This window comes from Rhodococcus sp. ACS1, from assembly GCF_002300155.1.
GTDB lineage: Bacteria > Actinomycetota > Actinomycetes > Mycobacteriales > Mycobacteriaceae > Rhodococcus_F > Rhodococcus_F koreensis.
In genome coordinates this window covers 38,534-58,617 of sequence record NZ_NSDZ01000001.1, presented here as the reverse complement: position 1 = coordinate 58,617, position 20,084 = coordinate 38,534, and the positions used below count along the sequence as shown (strand labels likewise).

The window sequence follows — 20,084 nt, the reverse complement described above, 5'->3', positions numbered from 1 at the left end:
CACGAGTGTGCGCTGTCCCGAGACCTCTTCCGCGGATCCCGTCGCCTCGATCGGTGCATGCCCCCGGCGCCGTGATTGCGACGCGTTCTCCAGCTCGCCGTCGGCATTCGGCCTGACGACCAACTCGGGTGAGTGATCACCTCCGGCACCTCCACGCAGGCGATCCTGCGAAAGAACGGCAGATAGATGCACACACATCTATTCACTTATGAAAACAATCTGTAACAAACAATTGACTCGTGAAAGAAAGCTCAATACTATGCGTGAGGCAGGCCACACTGAGCAACGAGATCTGGCTGTTGGCCACGCGAACCCCCGAAGTACTTCTCTCGACAGAAAGGCGCCCTTCATGAGCGGCCCCATGACCGGAATCAAGATCGTCGACCTGTGTTCGATGATGTCGGGCCCCTGGGCCACGGACATCCTCGGCGACCAGGGCGCGGACGTCGTCAAGGTGGAGGTGCCCGGCAAGGGCGATCACGTGCGCTCCCTGCCTAATCGTTCCGGCGACATGTCGGCGATGTTCGTCAACGTCAACAGGTCGAAGCGGTCCCTGACCCTCGACCTGAAGACGCCGGAAGGCGTTGCGGTGCTGAAGAAACTGGTTTCCACGGCGGATGTCGTGGTGCAGAACTTCCGGCCGGGCGTCGTCGAGCGCCTCGGCATCGGATACGACGACCTCGCCCCGCTCAACTCGAAACTCATCTATCTCTCGATGAGCGGATTCGGTGAACGCGGCCCCGCCTCCGGCCAGCGGGTCTACGATTCGCTGATCCAGGCCCTGACCGGCCTGACCACCGTCCAGGCCGGATCCGACGAGGAACGACCCCGCCTGATCCGCACCATCCTCCCCGACAAACTCAGCGCCATTGTTGCCTCCCAAGCACTTTCGGCGGCACTATTCGCCCGCGAACGCACCGGGGAGGGACAGCACATCCGCCTGTCGATGCTCGAGGCGGTGCTGTCGTTCCTGTGGGCATCGGACATGGGCGCCTACACATTCCCGGACCAGCCCGTGCCGCTGTCGCAGGGCGGCAGCTTCATCGACCTGATCTACCAGACCGCGGACGGCTACATCACCGTCGCCACGAACAGCAACGGCGAGTGGCAGAGCATGTGCAAGGCACTCGGCCACCCCGAGTGGATCGAGGACGAGCGATTCTCCACCCCGGTGGGACGGTCGAAGCACATCAATGAGCGTTTGGAACTCATCCAATCTGTGCTGCTGGACAAGAGCTCTGCCGAGTGGTTGGCGCTGCTCGACGAGTTCGACGTACCGGCCGCGCCGATCCTCACGCGGGCAGAGGTCATCGAACACCCGCAGGTCAAGGCCGCCGAGATCATCGTCGAATCCGAGCACCCCGCAGCCGGGCGTCTGCGGCAGGCGCGAGTGGCGGCCCGGTTCCTGGGCACCGTCCCGGATGCACCCAGGGGTGCGCCGCTACTCGGCCAGCACAACGCCGAGATCCTCGCAGAAATCGGCTACAGCAACGACGAAATCGCCTCGCTCGCTGCACAGAAGATCATCGGAACCGAGCAGGACGCCACCACCGGCGTCCTCGCCTGAAAGGAAGTTTGGACAGTGTCCACAGTATTGGTCGTCGGTGCCGACAAGGGCATCGCGCACTCGATTACCCGCCAGTTGCACGAGCGCGGCGATAACGTCATCGCCGCCTGCCTGTTCGACGGCGCCGACCTCACCGCCGACGGCATCACCGTCGAACCGAACATCGATGTCACATCGCAGGAATCGGTCGAGGCCCTCGCGTCACGGCTCTCCGCAGCGGGTACCAAACTGGACGCCCTGATCCATGTCGCCGGGGTGATGTGGCTCGACGAACTGGGCGCGATCGACTACGACCTGGTCCGCAAACAGATCGAGATCAACACCCTCGGACCGCTGCGCACGATCGAAGCAGTGCGTCCGTTGCTCAACGAGGGCGCGAAGGTCGGCATCGTCACCAGCCGGGTCGGATCCCTCGGAGACAACACCTCCGGTGGCATGTACAGCTACCGGATCTCCAAGGCCGCCGCCAACATGGCCGGACAGAACCTGCACCACGACCTGTCCAAGAACGGGATCAGCGTGCTCATGCTCCATCCGGGCATGGTCGCCACCGACCTGACCAAGGACTTCCCCGGCGAGCACACCTACATCACCCCGGAACAGGCCGCCGCCGGACTGATCAAGAACATCGACAACCTCACCCCCGAGAACTCGGGCCGGTTCCAGCATTCGAATGGCACTTTCTTGCAGTGGTAGACCGCCTCTGCGGACCGCCGGGCACCCTGACTCCCAAGACTAGGAATCCAAAGTCGCAATGATCACCATTTACGGATACACACCAGCCTTCGGTGTTCCGGACATCAGCCCCTACGTCACCAAGGTAGTCAACTACATGACGTTCACGGGTGTCGAGTTCGAACACAAGACGCAGGACCTGGCAACGCTCGACCAGGACTCGCCCCACGGCAAACTGCCGTACATCGTCGACGAGGACGGAACCAAAGTCGGCGACTCCAACACGATCATCGCCTACCTGAAAGACAAGTACGGCGACAAGCTTGACGCTGACCTGTCTGCCAAAGACCGGGCGTTGTCCCTGTCGTTCAGCCGATTGGTCGAAGAGCACCTTTACTGGAGCGGAATCATCCAGCCGCGCTACCGCGAAGATTCGGGCTGGGAGACGTACATCCCCTGCATCGTCGGCGGCGGCGAAGTGACCCCGGAGCTGCGGGCATTCCTGGACGCATTCCGTGTCCGGGTCGTCGAGGGCTTCAATGGCCAGGGAATGGGACGACGGAAGGTTGAAGTAGTCGTCGACTTCTTCCGTGCAGATGTCGATGCTCTCTCGGATTTCCTCGGAGACAGCGAGTACTTCCTCGGAAGCGAACTGCGTTCCATCGACGCAACCGTGTACTCGATCATCCGGCACATCGCCGACCAACCACAGGACTGGCTGGGCGCCGGGTACGTCCAGACCAAACCGAACCTGATGGCGTACCTGGAACGCATCCGCAAGCAGTACGACATCTGACCCGCCGGTAACCGACCTTCTTGGAGCATCGTCGATGATTGACCTCTACTACTACACAAGCCCGAACGTGCGAAAAGTGCTCATTGCACTCGAAGAGCTTTCGCTCGAATACCAGATCATCTGGACCGACATCAAGGAAGGGGATCAATTCGCCCCCAAGTATCTCGAAATCAATCCGAACGGCAAGGTCCCGGCGATCGTCGATCACGATGGCCCCGGAGGCGAGCCAATCACGATCTTCGAGACGGGGGCCATTCTGCAGTATCTTGCCGAAAAGACCGGACGATTGCTGCCCACAGATCCCCGCGGCCGCCAGGAGGCGCTCTGCTGGCTGTTCTGGCAGGTGGCGAACCATGGCCCGATGGCAGGACAGGCCGCCCACTTCGTCTCCCACGCACCCAAACAGGGGATCGACAACCCCTACGCCCGCAGCCGATACGTCGGTGAGGTAGCACGCCTGTACAAGATTCTCGACGACCGGCTCCGTGATCGCGACTATCTGGCCGGCGAGTACTCGATAGCCGACATCTCAACCTACACCTGGACCAGAGTTGCCGGTGGGCACGGAATTACGGTCTCGGACTATCCGAATATGAAGGCGTGGTCGGACCGAATCGCAGCGCGCCCGGCCGCGAAGGTGAAGATCTCCGACCCACGCGAAGAAGCGGCGCGAAAGAACATCTACAACGCAGAACAGTTCCAACGTCTGTTCCGACCCGAAGGATCCCCGGCATGAGCAACTCCCCAGCCCTGGTGGCCGACAAAACACCCGGTCTCACCATCGATGGACAGATCGTGACAACCTCGGCCGTCAACAGGGTGATCAACCCCGCGACCGGCGAAGTCTTCGCTGAAGTCCCCGACGCTGGCGCCGAGCATCTTGACGCTGCTGTGGATGCCGCAAGACGGGCAGCCCCCAGCTGGCGTGACATGGGCATAGCAGCGCGACAGGAAATCGTTCGGAACGTTGTCGAGCTAGTTCGCACGAATATCGACGAACTCGCCATGCTGGTGACGCTGGAACAGGGCAAGCCCTTAGCCAAGGCTGCCGGCGAGATTGATTCCGGGCTCCGAGGCCTCACTCGGTACGCAAGTACCGACATCCCGGTCGAGATCTTTCGGGACAACGACGACGAGTACATCGAGATCCATCGCGAGCCAGTCGGTGTAGTCGGTGCGATCACCGCCTGGAACTACCCATTGTTACTGGCGCTATGGAAGATCGGGCCGGCGCTGGTCACCGGAAACACCATCATCCTCAAGCCCTCCCCACTGACCCCGGTGGCCACCCTCCGTCTCGGTGAACTACTCCAACAGGCGCTTCCCGCCGGTGTTCTCCAAATTCTGAGTGGTGGGGACGACCTGGGGCGCGCAATGACCGCCCATCCGGGGATCAACAAGATCACCTTCACGGGCTCGGAGCGGGCAGGCAAATCGATCATGTCCGGCGCGGGTCCGACGTTGAAGAGACTGACCCTGGAATTGGGAGGCAACGACGCGGGTATCGTTCTCGACGACGTGGACGTTGCGGCCATGGCCGACGACCTCTATTGGGCGGCGCTGTCCAACTGTGGTGCCGTCTGCGCCGGTCTCAAACGCCTCTACGTCCCTGTCCACCTCGCGCCCGCGATCGAGGAGGCTCTCACTGAAGTGGCCAAGACGATCGTCGTCGGCAACGGACTTGACGAGGGCGTCGACATGGGACCAATCCAGAACCTGGCGCAGCTGGAAAAGGTCCGAGGCTATGTCGACGATGCGGTGCACCGCGGCGCCGATGTTTACTTCCGTGGCGAAATCCCGGACGGGCCAGGATACTTCCATCCCGTTACTCTTGTCCGCGGTGTCGACGACACGACTCCGCTGGTCAGGGAAGAGCAGTTCGGACCGGTTCTGCCGATCCTGACCTATACCGACATCGACGACGCCGTCGAGCGCGCCAACAATTCGGATCTCGGTCTCGGCGCCTCGGTGTGGTCCACGGACGAACAACGCGCAGTGCAAGTAGCGAATCGCCTGGAAGCCGGAACTGCGTGGGTTAATCAGCATCCAGTGCTGACATCAGACGTCCCATTCGGCGGAATCAAGCAGTCCGGATTGGGTGTTGAACAGTCCGTCCACGGGATCCTCGAATACACCAATTTCAGGGTGCTCCGGGTTAAGCGCTGACATGCACGAATGGAGAGGTCGGCTCGTCGCAACATTCCAGTAACGAGCGCGTCTTACCTAGCGCGGGCCGACAGCTCCCCACACCCGTGCATCGAACGATCGTACGCACGGCCGCCGACGCGCCCAAAACAGGACGGACCCATGAGGCAACAAGTCATCCCTTCAAGAGCGACTACCGATACGGTCAGTTCACGGTTCACGTTCGTGTTCATTACCGATCCGCTCAGTGAGCTGGCCCCCGCCCACGACACCACAGTGGCACTGATGGAAGCAGCTCAGGCGCTAGGACATCGCGTCCTGGTGACCACCATCGCCGAATTGGGCGTGACTGCCGGGCGGGCAACGGCGCAGACCCGCGACGTCACGCTGCAGCCTGCAGCGCTGATCGACGGCAAGTGGGTCGTCGGAAAGAATTGGTTCGTCGCGACCGAATCCGAGCAGATCTTTCTCGACACTGCGGCAGCGATATTCATGAGGACCGACCCTCCGGTGGATGCCGACTACCTGCGGGCGACATATATCCTCGACCTGGTCGATCCCGCGTGTACGCTCATGCTGAACTCACCCAGCGGTCTGCGGGACGCAAACGAAAAGCTTTTTGCTCTTCGCTTTCCCGAGCTCGGCCCGCCGACGCTCATCTCCGCAGATCAGACCGAGATCATCGACGCGGTACAGTCCTGGGGAAGGGCCGTTCTCAAACCAACGGACGGTATGGCCGGACGCGGGATCATGCTGCTCAGCCCTGGCGACCCCAATCTGCACTCGATCCTCGACACCGCTACCGAGCGTGGAACCAAACACGTCGTTGTTCAGCAATACATCCCCGCGGTCACGGCCGGGGACCGACGCGTCATCGTTCTCGGTGGAACCCCAGTCGGTGCTGTCCGGCGGATCGCGGAGGGCGACGAATTCCGCTGCAACATGGCAACGGGCGCGAGCGTGGAAATCGACACAGTCACAGAGAACGATCGCAGGATCTGCAAAACCATCGGTCCGGAGCTCGTCAAACGCGGGCTCCATTTCGTCGGAATCGACATCATCGGAGATAGGCTCACCGAAGTGAATGTAACCAGCCCCACGGGAATTCGCGAAATCGACGCACTCAGCGGGACACATCTCGCGACCAGCACCATATCGTGGGTGGCAGCGCTGTGTGCGAACGCAGAGGTTCGCTGATGACAATCACAGAACACGCCGAACGTGTCGTCGTCGTCGGTGCCGACGCCGCTGGCATGAGCGCCGCGCACCAAGCTCTACGTTCGGCACGCGCCGACGGTCGCACGATCGAGGTAGTCGTGTTGGAAAGGACCCGCGACACCTCTTACTCGGCATGCGGAATGCCCTATCTGATCTCGGGAACGGTAGCCCACGAAGACGAACTGATCGCACGCACGCCCGAACGCCACCGAGAAATGGGCATAGATCTTCGCCTCGAAGCGTTAGTGACCGGCATCAACATCGAAACTCGCACCGCCACATATGAAAATAGCGTCGGCGTATGTGAAACAGTGGAGTTTGACAAACTCGTGCTCGCAACTGGAGCGCACCCCGTTATTCCACAGTGGGCGGTTGACGACAAAGGCGATCTAACACCGGGTATCCTCCCCGTGAAGAACCTCGAGGATGCGCGTCAGTGGCTCACACTTGTACTGCCAGAAGAATCGTCTGATTCCGACTCCATCACGACCACGCGACATGCGGTAGTCGTTGGTGCCGGCTACATCGGCGTCGAGATGGCGGAAGCAATGGTCGATCGAGGGTTCGAGACTACGCTGATCACCCGCAGTTCGGTGATGAGTAACCTCGACGAGGACATGAGCGCACGCGTCCACACCGCCATCGCCGAAGGTGGTGTTCGCGTCGTCCCGCAGTGCACGGTCGAGAGCATCGACGTCGTTGATGGAAGAGTTCACTCACTGACGGCAAGCAACGGTGAAACATACCTTGCAGATGTCGTGGTACTCGGACTCGGTGTCAGGCCCGCCACTGAGCTTGGAGTCGCCGCCGGCCTCCCAGTCGGAGACTTTGGCGGATACCTCCCCGATGAGAATCAAGCAGTGGCTGAAAATGTCTGGGCCGCGGGCGATTGCTGCGAGGTCATCGACAGGATCACGGGCACCCGTACGTTCGCTCCCCTTGGCACGCACGCGAACAAACAAGGCAGAATCTGCGGATACAACGTCGTCGGCGGCAAACAACAGTTTGCTGGTGTGTTGTCGACAGCCATAACCAGATTCACCAATCCAAATGTGCACGTGGAAGTGGGACGGGCCGGGCTCTCTACCGACGCTGCAATTGACGCCGGATTCAGCCCAGAATCGCTTGTCACAGTGGGTGGAACCGCCAGCGGATACATGCCGGAGCGGTCGCCAATCGCAACCAAGATCATCGCAGACCGGAGGAGCCGACGACTTCTTGGTGTGCAGATCGTCGGAGGCCAGAATTCTGCCAAACGCATTGATACCGCGGCCGCAGTGCTATGGGGGCAGATGACTGTCGACGACCTCGCAGCCATGGATCTGTCGTACGCGCCCCCATTCGCAACCGTGTGGGAAGCCGTTCAGCTCGCCGCCAGAAGGTTGGCAGACAGGCTCTAAACAACCCGTCCCGGTTGTTGGAGCGTTTCACCATGCGAAGAGGGTGCGCACCGCAATGCGTCGAATGCGTTCTCGTGGCGACGCGCGTCCCTTTAGCTTTCCTCGGCAACATGCTTGCGGAGAGCCCCAAGCAAATGAGTGACGAACTCATGCTCCGAAGTTGACGTGACTTTGTCAAACTCCACCCGACCCGACACGCTCGCCGCGGAGGGCTTCGACAGCGTCACACTGAAATGCGGCCCGTCCTCGTCAGATTCCGTAGACCCCGAGCTGCCCTGCGCACCTCCCCGTTTGACCCAGCCCGCGATCGCGCTACACAGATCGGGCAACTCGCCGAGGCTGACCAGGACGGTGGAAAAGCTCTCCAGTGACGAGATCACGGCACCGGAGACCTCCACATAGACGCGAATCGACTCCAGGGTTTGTGCCGCGTCACGTGAGCTCTCGACAGGTTGATCGAAGCCAATCCTGTAGAGGTCCTCGGCAACCTTCCTCGGCACACCAATGCTCAGTTGACCATGGGCCACCGTGTCGTCCTCCATGTCTGGTGTGACTAGCCGCCAATCTCAGTAAATTCTACCGGCGATGTGGCGGTACAGCCGCGCTTTTCGAGGCTGGATACGTGGTCGTGGCGATGCGTATCAACTCCGAACACCGGCACTCCGCAGACGCTGGAGTTACTGAATTCAGTCCACAACGGTGCGTGGGATCGGCGCTGCCTGACCGCGCACGCCGTCGCGCCTCAGTTGTTTGCTCGGAGGGGCATTACCCGGCTCTGAAGGGCTGGTGCTGGGCAGACTGACGCAGTCGAAGGCGGAGCATCGTCCAGCAGGAGGGGAGGGGCCAACGCTGCGGGTCACTCCGGACAGAGCGCAGGAACCGGTGGCCATGGCGGTCGGAGCAGCGGGTGGCTATCTTCCGGCTGGGTCGGCAGCCTCGGCCGTACCGCCCTGGCCTGCCTGCACCGAGCGGGGAAGGATGACGGGCAAAGGAAAGTCGAGAGTGGGCGAGTTCGCATCGGTGGAGAGGGGCATGTGGGCGGCGGCTGCCGTACATGCACCCGCCTGAACATAAGTGCTTCTCACGCCTCCGCGTGGGCGGGGAGGCGCTCATAGTCGTGGTCGAGGCGGCGACAGCGCACCAGCCACGGCAGCGATTGTTCGATCACCCAGCGGTGCGGTAGTTCAGCAAACCTACGCTGCCCTTTGGGTTTCCGAACGATATCCAGTGCGATGCGGCAGTGCGTGTCGATCCAGGCGACCAGCTTCCCGGCGTAGCCGCCGTCGGCCCACAGCACGACCATCGACGGCATCACGGTCTTCGCCCGCGGCAGTACCCGGCGTCCGCCGTCACGGTCCTGCACACTCCCCGCCGTCACCAACACCACCACGAGTAGGCCGAGTGTCGGTCACCAAGTGCCTTTTGCGCCCATTGACTCGTTTCGCGCCGTCCCAACCGCGCGTGTCCGTGCCGACGGTACCCTTGACCGCCTGGGCGTCGACCATACCCGCCGAAGCCATCGGATCCCGACCACCGCGATCGCGCACCCGGCCCGCAGTGCGCCGGGTATCCGGTCAGTCACCCCAGACTCGTTCCACACACTGAAGTACCAGTACACCGTCTCCCACTTCGGAAAATCATGCGGCAACTGGCGCCAGGAACAGCCGGTGCGGTTGACATAGAAGATCGCGTCCACGATCCGGCGGCGCGAGTGAATGGGCGGGCGACCAGCCGAAGGTACCGGGGCCGAGTCCGTGCAGGAGATCGGTTAGCTGACTTCCGTTGACGTTTAGTGGTGTCAACGAAGAAAGACAAGTCCCCCGGCCTGTCGGCCGGGGAACTTGGGCTGTAGAGGATGCCGGCGAACCGGGTGTCGTCCCGTGGATCAGGATGCCGCGGTGACGGCTGGGACCTTCAGTGGTTCCACTTTGCCCATGACGCACAGGTAGTTGGCCGCACCCAGCAGTGCCACGGCACCGATGACCGCGAGTGGTGCGATGTAGGAGCCGGTCCGATCCACGAGGACGCCGATGACGACGGGGGTGAAGATGCCGGCGAGGTTGGAGGCGAAGTTCTGGATTCCGCCGATCGATCCGACGTGGTTGGAGCTCGGTGCGATGTCTGCGGGTAGGGACCAGATGCCGGTGGCGGCGATGGTCAGGCTGGAGTAGGCAAGTGACAAGAGCGCCAACGCCATCCACGCCTCGGGGACGACGGCGGCGAACATGATCACGGAGCCGCCGGTCAGGCCGCCGGCGATCTGGGTCTTGCGGACTCGGGTGATCGAGTGCCCGCGGCGCACCGCCCGGTCGGCGGCGAGACCGCCGAGCCAGCCGCACGCGACGGCGCACACGCCGGGGAGGGCGCCGAACATGCCGAGCTTGAGGAGGTCGAATCCTCGTTCGCTGACGAGGTAGCTGGGGAAGAAGGTGATGAAGAAGTAGATCGCGCTGTTCAGGCAGAAGAAGCCGAACATCATGCTCGAGACGGTGCGGTAGCGGAAATTGCGACCGCCAGGGCAGCTTCGCGGCTGCGGCGTCGTCGTTGCTCGCGGTGCGGGCGCCCCCGTCTTCGATGTGCGCGCGTTCGGCGGCGTCGACGCGGGGGTGCTGTTGTGGGTTGCGGTAGATCTTCCGCCAGGCGAGGGCCCAGACGACACCGAGTGCGCCGATGACGATGAATACGCCGTGCCAGGTGGTGATCGAGATGATGAGCGCGACGATCGGTAGCGCGATCACGGCGCCGACGCGGGAGCCGGAGTCCCAGATGCTTGTCGCGAAGGTGCGTTCGCTCTTCGGGAACCAGGTGGCGACGACCTTGGCGGAGGTGCTCGGGGCGGGGCTTTCGCCGACACCGAGCAGGAAACGGACCGCGAACAGGGAGGCGAAACCCTGGGCGAGGGCGGTGGCCATGGTGCAGACCGACCACCACAGGGAGGCGATGGTGAACGATCTACGGGGGCCGACCTTGTCGACGTACCAGCCGGCGGCGAGCTGGCAGACGTCGTAGGCCCAGAAGAAGGCCGCGAAGATCAGGCCCTGCTGGGTGGCGGTGAGGTGGAAGTCCTCGCCCATGAAGGGCAGGGTGACGGCCAGGCTGGAGCGGTCGAGGTAGTTGATGCTGCGGTGAATGGACGGTGGGCAAGGCCGGCGGATTGACGGGCGGCCCTGGGCAGATCCAGACCCAGCCCGGACTGTCACGCGGATAGCCGACAGCAGCCTCCGCTGTCCTCTCTGAGTCGAGTGCCCCGCATCGATGCCGGTGCGGGGCACTCTCGTTGAGAGGGCGTGTCGTCACTCCTGGTAGAAGCGTTTTGCGAGGATGGCTGCGCTCACCCTCGTCTACTAACCCAGTGGATACCGTCGATGGCGTCGTCGAGGATGAGGCCGCGCCGTATTCGACGGCGGCCGTATAGCCGCGTGAGCCGAGTGCGCTTTGGCAGGAGGTATATCCCGGGATGCTTTACCGCCTCGACATCGACGGGAACCCGCACCGGACGGGCACGCCATCGAGTCCGTGGCCGTCGACCCGCTGCGCGCACAAGATCACGGCCGGCGCCGCCTACTGGTAACTCGACTTAAAATGTGCCGTGAACTGGGAAGATGACACGTCCCCCTTGTCGAATGCCGGGCCAGACAAGGCTGACCCGAGCACGGCAGCGAAGGGAGAGCGACGAACGAGGCACGTCATGTGGAACGACGCGTGCCCTATCGCAACCGGGATGCTGCCCGTATGCCGGCCGGAGTAATTCCTGCCAGACAGAAATCGATTGTGCGCATTGATACTCCAGTGATTCGGCGATTCCTCCACCTGCGGCTGCGGCCCGGTCCGCTTTGCCGTGACCTACGTCATGACTTACCTCCGGTCGCTAGACTTGCAGTGTCGGGATCGATGTGCACCGGTCCTCGAGCAATCACTCGATTGGCGATCTCATCGATCTCCTCGTAGTCCGGGTCATAGGACATTGCTTCTTGCCCGGTGTATCCCAGCTTGGCATTCACGTCCGCACTGAGGTAGTACGCGCCCGCGATCAAGTGTGTGAGCAACGCGAAGTCCCCCGCCGGGAGGGTTGAGAGGGTGCCCAGCGGATCCGAAGGCTTTGAGGTCGGGAGGGTGCTGACAATCTCGATAAAGCGGTGCCGTTGATCATCTCGGATATCGAGTGCACGAGGCAGAAGGTCTGAAGGTAAGCGGAGTTCCGAGGCGGCGGGCATCCCCAACGCCTCGTCCGCCGGAATCACGGCATCGCATACCCATTCCAGCTGCGTTGCAATCGAATTGTAGTCATTCATGCCTGATCCTTCGTCCTAGTTTCAGCGCACTGCAATTGAGACCTGCTGGTCTCGAGCAGCGTGTATTGCCTGCTCGGTGGTCCTGAGGGAGAGGGCTGCGACGGTGCCGGTGGGATTGACGCAGCCCGATGTCGGCATGACACTGCCGTCGACGATGAATAGATTCTTGACGTCATGGGCGCGGCCGTACCCGTCGACGACGGATCGCGTCGGATCAGTACCCATGGTGGCTGTCCCGAGGAGATGCCATCCGGTTTCGCGTACCACCGACGCGACGATCGTTTCGTATGCGCCGGCTTCCTTCATGGAGATTTCTGCTTGCTTCTGGTTGAACGTGAGGAGCTTCATCGTGTTTTCGGAGGCGCGATAGCGCAGTTGCGGTGCGGGGAGGCCATCAAAGTCGGTCAACGTGGGGTCCAATGTGACGGTGTTGCTTTCGTTGGGAAGGTCCTCGGCGATGATCGACCATTCTGCTGAATGCCCGAAGCGACGACTCACTTCCTTGTGGATGCCTTCGCCCCAGGTGATTCCGTTGAACGGCCAGGTTCCTGTCGCAGCGAGGGGACCTCCGGTGCCCATCAGCTGCCATTTTGCGCCGCGAACGAAGTCGCGGTCGGGGTGGGTTTCTTGGAACTGCAGGGAGTATGCCCGCTGTCCGTAGGGGCCCTGCCATCCTTCGAAGAAGTCATCGAAGAGCCCTACCACCACGCTGTACGGGTGCATCATCAGGCGTTTGCCGACCATGCCGGACGAATTTGCCAGTCCATCCGGATGCGCGGGTGACGCCGAGTTGAGCAGCAATCTCGGTGTTCCGATGCCGTTTGCTCCAATGAAGACGGTGCGTGCGGGCTGGAAATGTGTCTGGCCCGTGGTGCGGTCGACATAAGTCGCACCTGTCGCCAGTCCGGTCGAGTCGGTTTCGATTCGCTGGACGCGCGCGTTCGTGACCAGTTTTGCGCCCCTGGAGACAGCGACCGGCCAGTGGGTTCGATCGACCGATGCCTTGGCGCCGTCGAAGCATCCCCACAGGCAGCTTCCACGCCGGACGCATGGAAGGAGATTGTTGTGCTTGACGGAGGCGATGGCGTTCGTACCTTGCCACCAGTGCCACCCCAGGCGGTCGTGGGCGGCGGCAAATCGTCGTTCCATTTCTCCGAGTGGGAAGGGTGGGAGCGGCGGTTCAAAATAGGGGTACGCGGGGTCGCCGGGCACTCCGGACACGGAAAAGTCACGTTCTACGCGGCTGTAATACGGTGCAAGTTCGTTGTAATCGAACGGCCAGTCATCTGCCACGCCGTCCAGGGTTCGGACACGGAAATCGCTTGGCTTGAACCTGTGCCATGCCGCGGCGTAGAGAATCGAGCTGCCGCCGACCCCGTTCCACATCAGGGGGGCGACATCGGATTCGTCGTCATTAATCGGATAGTCGGAGGGGGCGTTGCGCCGGTTCGGGTACCAGCTGAAGTGCCGATCCTTGGCGAGCTCGAATTCGTCGGTCGAACTCTTGATCTTCGTGTAGTCCGGGAACTCTCCTTGTTCCAAGCAGATGACAGTGAAGCCCTCTTCGGCGAATCGCTTTGCGGCGACGGCGCCGCTGGGGCCGGCACCGACGATTAGCACGTCATAGGTGGTGTTGGTGTGTTCTGACTCTGACATGGGAACGCTCCTTCTCCGCGAGCTTCGGAGGATGTGATGCGACGGTCTTTCTCTCGGCTGTCGTGCCGGGTCTACAGCGGGGCGTCTGCCCAGTCGGAGGTGGCTCGCAGCGACTCGTCGAGGCCGATGGAAATGTGTTTTACCTGGGTATAGCTGGCAACTGCTTCGAGGCCGTTCTCTCGGCCGATTCCGCTGCTCTTGTAGCCGCCGTGGGGAGCAAGCGGCGATTCTGCCTGCCAATCATTGACCATGACACCGCCGGCTTGCAGCCTTCGTGCGGTCGAGAGTCCCCGCTTGATGTCGCGGGTCCAGATGCAGGCAAAGAGGCCGAATTCGGAATCGTTTGCCTGTCGGATCAGGTCGTCGTGGTTGGCCCAGGTCAGTACAGAAAGCACGGGACCGAACACTTCTTCGCGGACGATCCTGTCGTTGCCATTGACGTCGTCGATCACGGTGGGCTCGACGAAGAATCCGCCCGGGTCGGTGCCGTTCGGGATCCCTCCGCCGTACAGGAGTTTGCCTTCAGATTTCCCGATGTCGATGTACTCGCGCACTCTGTCGAATTGTCTGCGGGAAACGAGCGGGCCCATCTGGGTTTCGGGATCGAGAACATCGCCGATATGGATGGTGCCGAGACGTTCTGCCAGCTTCGCGAGGAATGGTTCTTTGATGTCCTCGTGCAAGTACAGACGGGAGCCAGCTACGCAGACTTGTCCTGCGTGTGAGCAGAAAGCCTGGATCGTGCCCTCGACTGCGTCATCGAGATCGGCATCCGGGAAGACGATGTTCGGACTCTTGCCGCCGAGCTCGAGGTTGACCTGTGCCATGTGATCGGCCGCGAGATGGGCGACCTTCTTTCCGGTTTCGACGGACCCGGTGAACGTGATGCCGGCGACGTCGGGGTGGGCTGCCAGCGCGGCGCCAACATCGGAGCCAAGACCTGTGACCATGTTGAAGACACCTGCGGGAAATCCCGCTTCATGAACCAACTCTGCGAAACGTAGGGAGGCGAGTGAGGTGTCTTCTGCGGGCTTGACCACAGCGGTGTTTCCCAGAGCCAATGCGGGTGCGACGGAGCGCACCAGTATGACCAGAGGGTAGTTCCAGGGGACGATGTGGGCGGTGACACCGAGCGGTTCGACAACGGTCATGCTCAGACGGTTCCCGGGAAGAGGGATTGTCCGCCCCCCGACGGTCGGTGCGAGGCCGGCGTGATAGTCGAGCCACAACGACACTGCGCCGATGAGATCGTGTGCCTTGCTGAGATAGTGGCCGCTGTCGATTGCTTCGAGCCACGCCAGTTCGTCGGCATTTTCCTTGACGAGTTCGCTGAGTTTTCGCAGAAGGCTGCAGCGGGTCAGGACATCCGTTTCCTGCCATTCAGTAGCTGCAGATCGGGCGGCGCTGACGGCATCGTTGACATCGGCCACCGACCCGCGCGGAATCGTTCCGATCAGCTGTCCGGTGCTGGGATCAGTCACGTCCAGGGTTCTGCCGGACGCGGCTTCTCGGGCCTGGCCACCGATGTAGAGGGCACCGCCGCTGATGCGACGATTCTGCTTGTCAATTCGGAGTGATGTTGTGGTCAGTAGCGATGACGATGTCATGCCCCAACTCCCTTCAATGTGTGATTTGGTTTTTGGTCGCGCGAGGCCTGCTGCAGCAAATCCAACGATGCTGCCGTCCGGTATCCGAACTGCTGACGTAGCGGAGAGCGCCTGCTACGACGTAGCCGTAGACACGGTGGGGCTGTCGCCACTGGCCGGGCGTGTCGTCGTGGCAGAGCGGTGGTCGTTGACGAGCGTTGATGAGATGCGCAGTACCAGTGCGCCGCCGAGAACCAGAATGACTGCACATGCGTACAGACTGGTCGTGGTGCTCCCGGTCAGGACGGCGAGCCATCCGACAACCGACGTGCTGACTGTGCCGGCTATGTTGCCTACGGAGTTGATCAGGGCGATACCGGCTGCGGCGCCTACGCCGGCGAGGAACGCGGAGGGAAGACTCCAGAACGCGGCTTGCGCCGTCGATGCCCCGGCTGCAGCGATGGTCAGGCCTGCCACTGCCAGCACGGTGTTGTGGGCTCCCAGGCCGGTGATCAACAGTCCGATTGCCGTGGCCCAACAGGGCAGGGCGGTGTGCCACCGGCGTTCCCCGGTCCTGTCGGCGTGCGAACTTGTTGTCACCATCGCAACCACTGCCGCCAGGTAGGGAAGCGCCGTGAGCAGACCGATCTGTAGTCCGCCGCTCACCCCGGACCGATGGATGATGGTGGGCACCCAGAAGCTGACGATGTAGATACCCATGGCGATGCAGAAGTAGACGCCGCTGAGCAGCCATACTTTCGGACTCTTCAACACTTCCCCGAGCCGTGTGTGCGCAGCAGCGTTGTTCTCGTGCGCATCGTCGGACAGGGCATGCCGGACTACATCCTTCTGCCTGTCGGTCAACCACTTGGCAGAGATGTAGTCGTTGTCGAGCCATTTGAGCACGGCGAAACCCAGCAGAAGCGAAGGAACCGCTTCGATCACGAACACCCATTGCCAGCCACCGAATCCGCCGACGTCATCGAAGGAGTCCAGAATCCAACCGGACAGCGGACCCCCGAAGATGGAAGCGACGGGAATGGCGGCAAGGAAGAGCGCGAACACCTTGCCCCGCCGTACCGCAGGGAACCAACGGGTGAGATAGAACAGAATCCCGGGGATGAAGCCCGCTTCGGCGACGCCGAGCAGAAACCGTAGGACGTAGAACATCTCAGGCGAGGTGACAAAGGCCATCGCCCCGGAGATCAGGGCCCAGGTAATCATGATGCGGGCGATCCAGATCTTCGGTCCGACCTTGGCCATGATGACGTTGCTCGGTACCTCGAACGGGATGTAGCCCACGAAGAACATGCCGGCGCCGAGCCCGTACACGGCATCGCTGAACTGGAGGTCGTCCATCATCTGAAGCTTGGCGAAGCCCACGTTGACTCGATCGAGGTAGGCGGCGGCGTAGCAGATGAACAGAAAGGGAATCAGGCGGCGGGTGACTTTGCGGTAGACCGCCTCGGTCTCGGGAGACGACGGGATAGGCCGGAGGGAATCCGTCATAACTAGAACCCGTTTCGATGGGAGGGAGTGGGTCAGACCAGGGCGCGCCGGTCGTCGACGCGCCGTGCCTTGTGATCGGTGCGCTCGAAGGTGTTGGACGGAAAGGTTTCCACCGACACCCGCAGACCGAGTGTGGCCTGTAGTTCAGAACCGACGAGTTTTTCGAACTGCTCGAGCGCGGTGGGTGTGGTGGTGGGATGCGCGCATTCGACCTGCACGGTGAGCTCGTCCATGGAGCCGGTGCGGGTGACTACGACACGGTGTTCACCGCCGTAGTGTTCGACGTTGCGTAGCACGTTGTCGATCTCGGTCGGATAGACGTTTTCGCCGCGGATGTGGATCATGTCGTCGATGCGGCCGTAGACACCACGAGGCAGCTTCGGATAGGTCCGGCCGCACGGGTTTTCTTCGTAGACCCAGCTGGTCAGGTCTCCGGATGCGAGACGGATCATCGGTTGCGAGGTGCGCTCGAGGTGCGTGTACACCGGAGTGCCTTCGCCTCCGTAGGGAACCGGGCGGTACGTGGTCGGGTCGCAGACTTCGTGGTGAACGATGTCCTGATAGAGCAGCATGCCGTCGGGGGTGCCGGAGGTTGCGGCGGCGCTCATGAACGGGGTCATTTCGGCCATCGTCCCGCAGTCGACGACGCGGGCGCCGAAGCTGTCCTCGATGGCCTTGCGGACCGAGGGCACGGATGCGCCAGGCTCGCCGGAGAAGAACATCACCTTGATCTCGAACTCTTTCGGGTCCACACCTTCGGCGTGGGCGACTTCGGCAAGTCTCAGCGCGTAGGACGGGGTCGCGTAGAAGCCCTTTGGTTTGAACGCCCTCAACCAACGCACCGCACGAGCCGTCATCCCTGGAGCGCCGGCTCCGAAAGGAAATGCCCTGCAGCGCAGGCGTTCGGCACCGGCGAGGGCGCCCCACGACCCGAGATACAGACTGAACACGGCGGCGACGAAGACGGTGTCTCCTGGCCGTAGTCCCATGCCCCACATCACCCGTGCGTGGTTGTTCGCGATGGCGTCCCAGTCGCCGCGACCGACAGCGAAGGCAGTGGGTGTGCCGGTGGTGCCGGAAGTGCCGTGGACGTGATAGATCTCCGATTCGGGGGCGCACAGGTAGTCGCCGAAAGGCGGGTGCTCGAGCTGGGACTGGCGCAACTCGGCTTTGGTAACGACCGGCACGGACTCGAAGGCCTCGAACGAGGTGATGTCCTCGGGGTTGATTCCTGCGCCGTTCCACTTGCGGCGGTAGAACTCGGATGTGCGGTAGGCGTAGCGCATAACATCGCGTAGTCGTGCCAGGACCGCCTCCGCACGCTGCTCGGGATCCATGGTTTCGCGATTACGGAACCAGTAGGGGCTCGCAGGGTCGGGCAGGTACTCGTTGTCGTAGCGAGCGGGGAAGTTCCATTCCTCCATGGCGTGCATTGCGGTTTCTCCTCAATGAAGATGTGTTGGTGAACAGAAAGGTGCGTCAGGAGTTCTGACGGCGACGCTCTTCGGCGTCGTTCCAGGGCAGGAGTGCTTGGTAGTCCGGGACGAATCCGAGCCCCTTCTGCCCGTCGGGTGATACGGCATCACGGGTAACGTCCACCTGGATCACGGCCGGCGCGTAGGCCAGTGCGCGCTTGAGCGCGTCCGGGAGATCAGCGGGATCGTTCACTCGCTCGCCGTGCGCTCCGAGTCCTCGGGCCATCGCGGCGTAGTCGACGTCCCCGAGCTCCGTGCCGGCGATCAAGCCGTAGTTCGTCAGCTGGTCGTAGCGTTCGATGTTCCATCCACGGTTGTCGGCCACAACGACGACGATCTTGGCGCCGTGTCGCACCGCAGTGTCGATTTCCATTGCGTTCAACCCGTAGGCACCGTCACCGGTGAAGGCCACCACGGACTGTTCCGGGTTTTCCAGGGCCGCGGCGATGGCGAACGGAACTCCGACACCGAGGCATCCGAATGCGCCGGCATCGAGGTACCGGGTCCCGGATGCCCCGAGACGGGCGAAGCTGAGAAAGTCCCCACCGTCGGCGACAACGATCGCCGAGTCCATTCCCACGGCACGCGCGGCGGCGAAGATCTGGTTCGGATGCATGCGCCCGTCCGCGCCGGCTGGGGACTGCGGAAGCTGTTCCGCATAGCGGTGGGCACGGTCGAGGTGCAGTGCTCGCAATTCGTCCCGCCATGCGGTGTCCGGAAGGCCACGCTTGTCCAGAACCTCCGAGGCGAGGGCTTGAAGGCCCAACCGAGGAGTGCAGAGCAACTCCACCTCGCCGCGACGGTTGTCGATCAGTTCGGCGGTGGTATCGCTGATTCGAAGAATGCGTGCATGAGGAAAGACTGCAGGGGATCCGTAGCCGAGTTGGTAATCCAGTCGGCGTCCGACGGTGATCAGAAGATCACACTCGTTCATCGCCCTTCCCCGCATCGCGCCAACCACTGCAGGGTGATCGTCGGAGACAAGTCCGCGGCTTTCCTGGGTGTCGAGATATGTTGCTCCTGTCGCAAGCAGGAACTCGTCGAGTTCGGCACCGCAGCCACGCGCGCCGCGACCGGATACGACCACGGGTTTGGTTGCCGATGAGATGACTTCAGCCGCCGCAAGGATGGCCTCACGCGTGGGTGCGCTCTGGTAGTGATACTCCGGGCGTAGATGCTCGGGTAGAACGGTCGAGCGTGGAACCTGGCACCGCAGCACGTCCGTGGGTATTTCGAGGTACACCGGTCCTGGGTCGGTGCCCTGCCCGACGGCAAGGGCCCACCCTTCGCTCAGCTCACGCACAACCTGATCCGCCTGGTGCAGAGTACGGGCTCGGCGCGTGATCGGCTCCATGATCTGCGTGTGCCGGATGTCTTGTAGTGCCCCCATGTTCGCTTGCGGGACGGGGGCACACCCGCCTAAGACGAGGACCGGTGCGCGTGAGACATATGCGTTTGCGACCGCCGTGACGGTGTTGGTCACTCCCGGGCCTGCGGTGACGATCGCGACGCCGACTTTGCCTGTGAGTTCGGCGTGTGCGTGTGCCATGTGCACCGCAGCGGCCTCGTGCCGTACGTCCACGATCTCCACACCCATCCGGGCGAGGACGTCCCACACCGGCTGGATGTGCCCGCCTTGCAGTCCGAAGATTCGCCGGACTCCCTTCGAATAGAGGGTCTCTGCCACCAGGGAGGCGGCAGATATGTGCGGGCTGATGTCCGGTGATGTCACGGTAGCTCCTTATGTCTCAGGCTTGATGAGGGA

16 protein-coding genes and 1 pseudogene are annotated in these 20,084 nt (G+C 62.3%); 7 read left to right on the top strand and 10 right to left on the bottom strand.

What is annotated here, in order from left to right; all coding sequences use genetic code 11:
- Positions 1–349 precede the first annotated feature (349 nt).
- The 7 genes from CJ179_RS00295 (at position 350) to CJ179_RS00265 (ending at position 7,801) form a co-directional block, all read left to right on the top strand.
- Positions 350–1,567 carry a CaiB/BaiF CoA-transferase family protein gene (locus tag CJ179_RS00295; RefSeq protein ID WP_257015198.1) on the top strand — a complete coding sequence of 406 codons (1,218 nt, stop codon included), beginning with the start codon at positions 350–352 and terminating at the stop codon, positions 1,565–1,567.
- A gap of 15 nt (positions 1,568–1,582) precedes the next feature.
- Complete coding sequence (locus CJ179_RS00290; RefSeq protein WP_095860322.1) at positions 1,583–2,263, top strand: SDR family oxidoreductase; 681 nt, start codon at positions 1,583–1,585, stop codon at positions 2,261–2,263.
- A gap of 58 nt (positions 2,264–2,321) precedes the next feature.
- Positions 2,322–3,038, top strand: coding sequence for a glutathione S-transferase C-terminal domain-containing protein (locus CJ179_RS00285; RefSeq protein WP_095860321.1), 717 nt, complete (start codon positions 2,322–2,324; stop codon positions 3,036–3,038).
- A 34-nt stretch (positions 3,039–3,072) separates the two neighbouring features.
- A complete protein-coding gene (locus CJ179_RS00280) occupies positions 3,073–3,774 on the top strand; it encodes a glutathione S-transferase family protein (protein WP_095860320.1) in 702 nt (233 codons plus the stop codon).
- Positions 3,771–5,204: a non-phosphorylative glyceraldehyde 3-phosphate dehydrogenase TadD gene (tadD, locus tag CJ179_RS00275; RefSeq protein WP_095860319.1), complete on the top strand. Its 1,434-nt coding sequence runs from the start codon at positions 3,771–3,773 to the stop codon at positions 5,202–5,204. The genes CJ179_RS00280 and tadD overlap by 4 nt, the downstream gene beginning before the upstream one ends.
- Positions 5,205–5,345: 141 nt before the next feature.
- Positions 5,346–6,380, top strand: coding sequence for a glutathione synthase (gene gshB, locus CJ179_RS00270; protein WP_257015195.1), 1,035 nt, complete (start codon positions 5,346–5,348; stop codon positions 6,378–6,380).
- Positions 6,380–7,801 carry an FAD-dependent oxidoreductase gene (locus CJ179_RS00265; RefSeq protein WP_095860317.1) on the top strand — a complete coding sequence of 474 codons (1,422 nt, stop codon included), beginning with the start codon at positions 6,380–6,382 and terminating at the stop codon, positions 7,799–7,801. The genes gshB and CJ179_RS00265 overlap by 1 nt, the downstream gene beginning before the upstream one ends.
- 92 nt (positions 7,802–7,893) lie before the next feature.
- Here CJ179_RS00265 and CJ179_RS00260 read toward each other — a convergent pair whose 3' ends face one another.
- The 10 genes and pseudogenes from CJ179_RS00260 to CJ179_RS00215 all read right to left on the bottom strand — a co-directional run bounded on the left by CJ179_RS00260 (position 7,894) and on the right by CJ179_RS00215 (position 20,051).
- Complete coding sequence (locus CJ179_RS00260; protein ID WP_257015194.1) at positions 7,894–8,343, bottom strand: hypothetical protein; 450 nt, start codon at positions 8,341–8,343, stop codon at positions 7,894–7,896.
- Between the two features lie 539 nt (positions 8,344–8,882).
- On the bottom strand, positions 8,883–9,188 hold the full coding sequence (locus tag CJ179_RS00255; protein WP_257015361.1) for a transposase: 306 nt from the start codon (positions 9,186–9,188) through the stop codon (positions 8,883–8,885).
- Between the two features lie 21 nt (positions 9,189–9,209).
- A complete protein-coding gene (locus CJ179_RS53925) occupies positions 9,210–9,566 on the bottom strand; it encodes a transposase (RefSeq protein WP_095860315.1) in 357 nt (118 codons plus the stop codon).
- Positions 9,567–9,686: 120 nt separating this feature from the next.
- Positions 9,687–10,875, bottom strand: a pseudogene (locus CJ179_RS00245) (MFS transporter).
- A gap of 774 nt (positions 10,876–11,649) precedes the next feature.
- The gene (locus CJ179_RS00240; RefSeq protein ID WP_095860314.1) at positions 11,650–12,093 is read right to left on the bottom strand and encodes a hypothetical protein; all 444 of its coding nucleotides are present in this window, start codon (positions 12,091–12,093) and stop codon (positions 11,650–11,652) included.
- A 21-nt stretch (positions 12,094–12,114) separates the two neighbouring features.
- The gene (locus CJ179_RS00235) at positions 12,115–13,749 is read right to left on the bottom strand and encodes a GMC family oxidoreductase (protein WP_095860313.1); all 1,635 of its coding nucleotides are present in this window, start codon (positions 13,747–13,749) and stop codon (positions 12,115–12,117) included.
- A 71-nt stretch (positions 13,750–13,820) separates the two neighbouring features.
- Positions 13,821–15,356: an aldehyde dehydrogenase gene (locus tag CJ179_RS00230; protein WP_095860312.1), complete on the bottom strand. Its 1,536-nt coding sequence runs from the start codon at positions 15,354–15,356 to the stop codon at positions 13,821–13,823.
- Positions 15,357–15,470: 114 nt separating this feature from the next.
- The gene (locus CJ179_RS00225) at positions 15,471–16,844 is read right to left on the bottom strand and encodes an MFS transporter (protein WP_095860311.1); all 1,374 of its coding nucleotides are present in this window, start codon (positions 16,842–16,844) and stop codon (positions 15,471–15,473) included.
- 32 nt (positions 16,845–16,876) lie between these two features.
- Positions 16,877–18,277, bottom strand: a complete 1,401-nt coding sequence (locus CJ179_RS00220; RefSeq protein ID WP_218834797.1) for a phenylacetate--CoA ligase family protein — start codon at positions 18,275–18,277, stop codon at positions 16,877–16,879.
- 46 nt (positions 18,278–18,323) lie between these two features.
- On the bottom strand, positions 18,324–20,051 hold the full coding sequence (locus tag CJ179_RS00215) for a thiamine pyrophosphate-binding protein (RefSeq protein ID WP_095860310.1): 1,728 nt from the start codon (positions 20,049–20,051) through the stop codon (positions 18,324–18,326).
- Positions 20,052–20,084 lie beyond the last annotated feature (33 nt).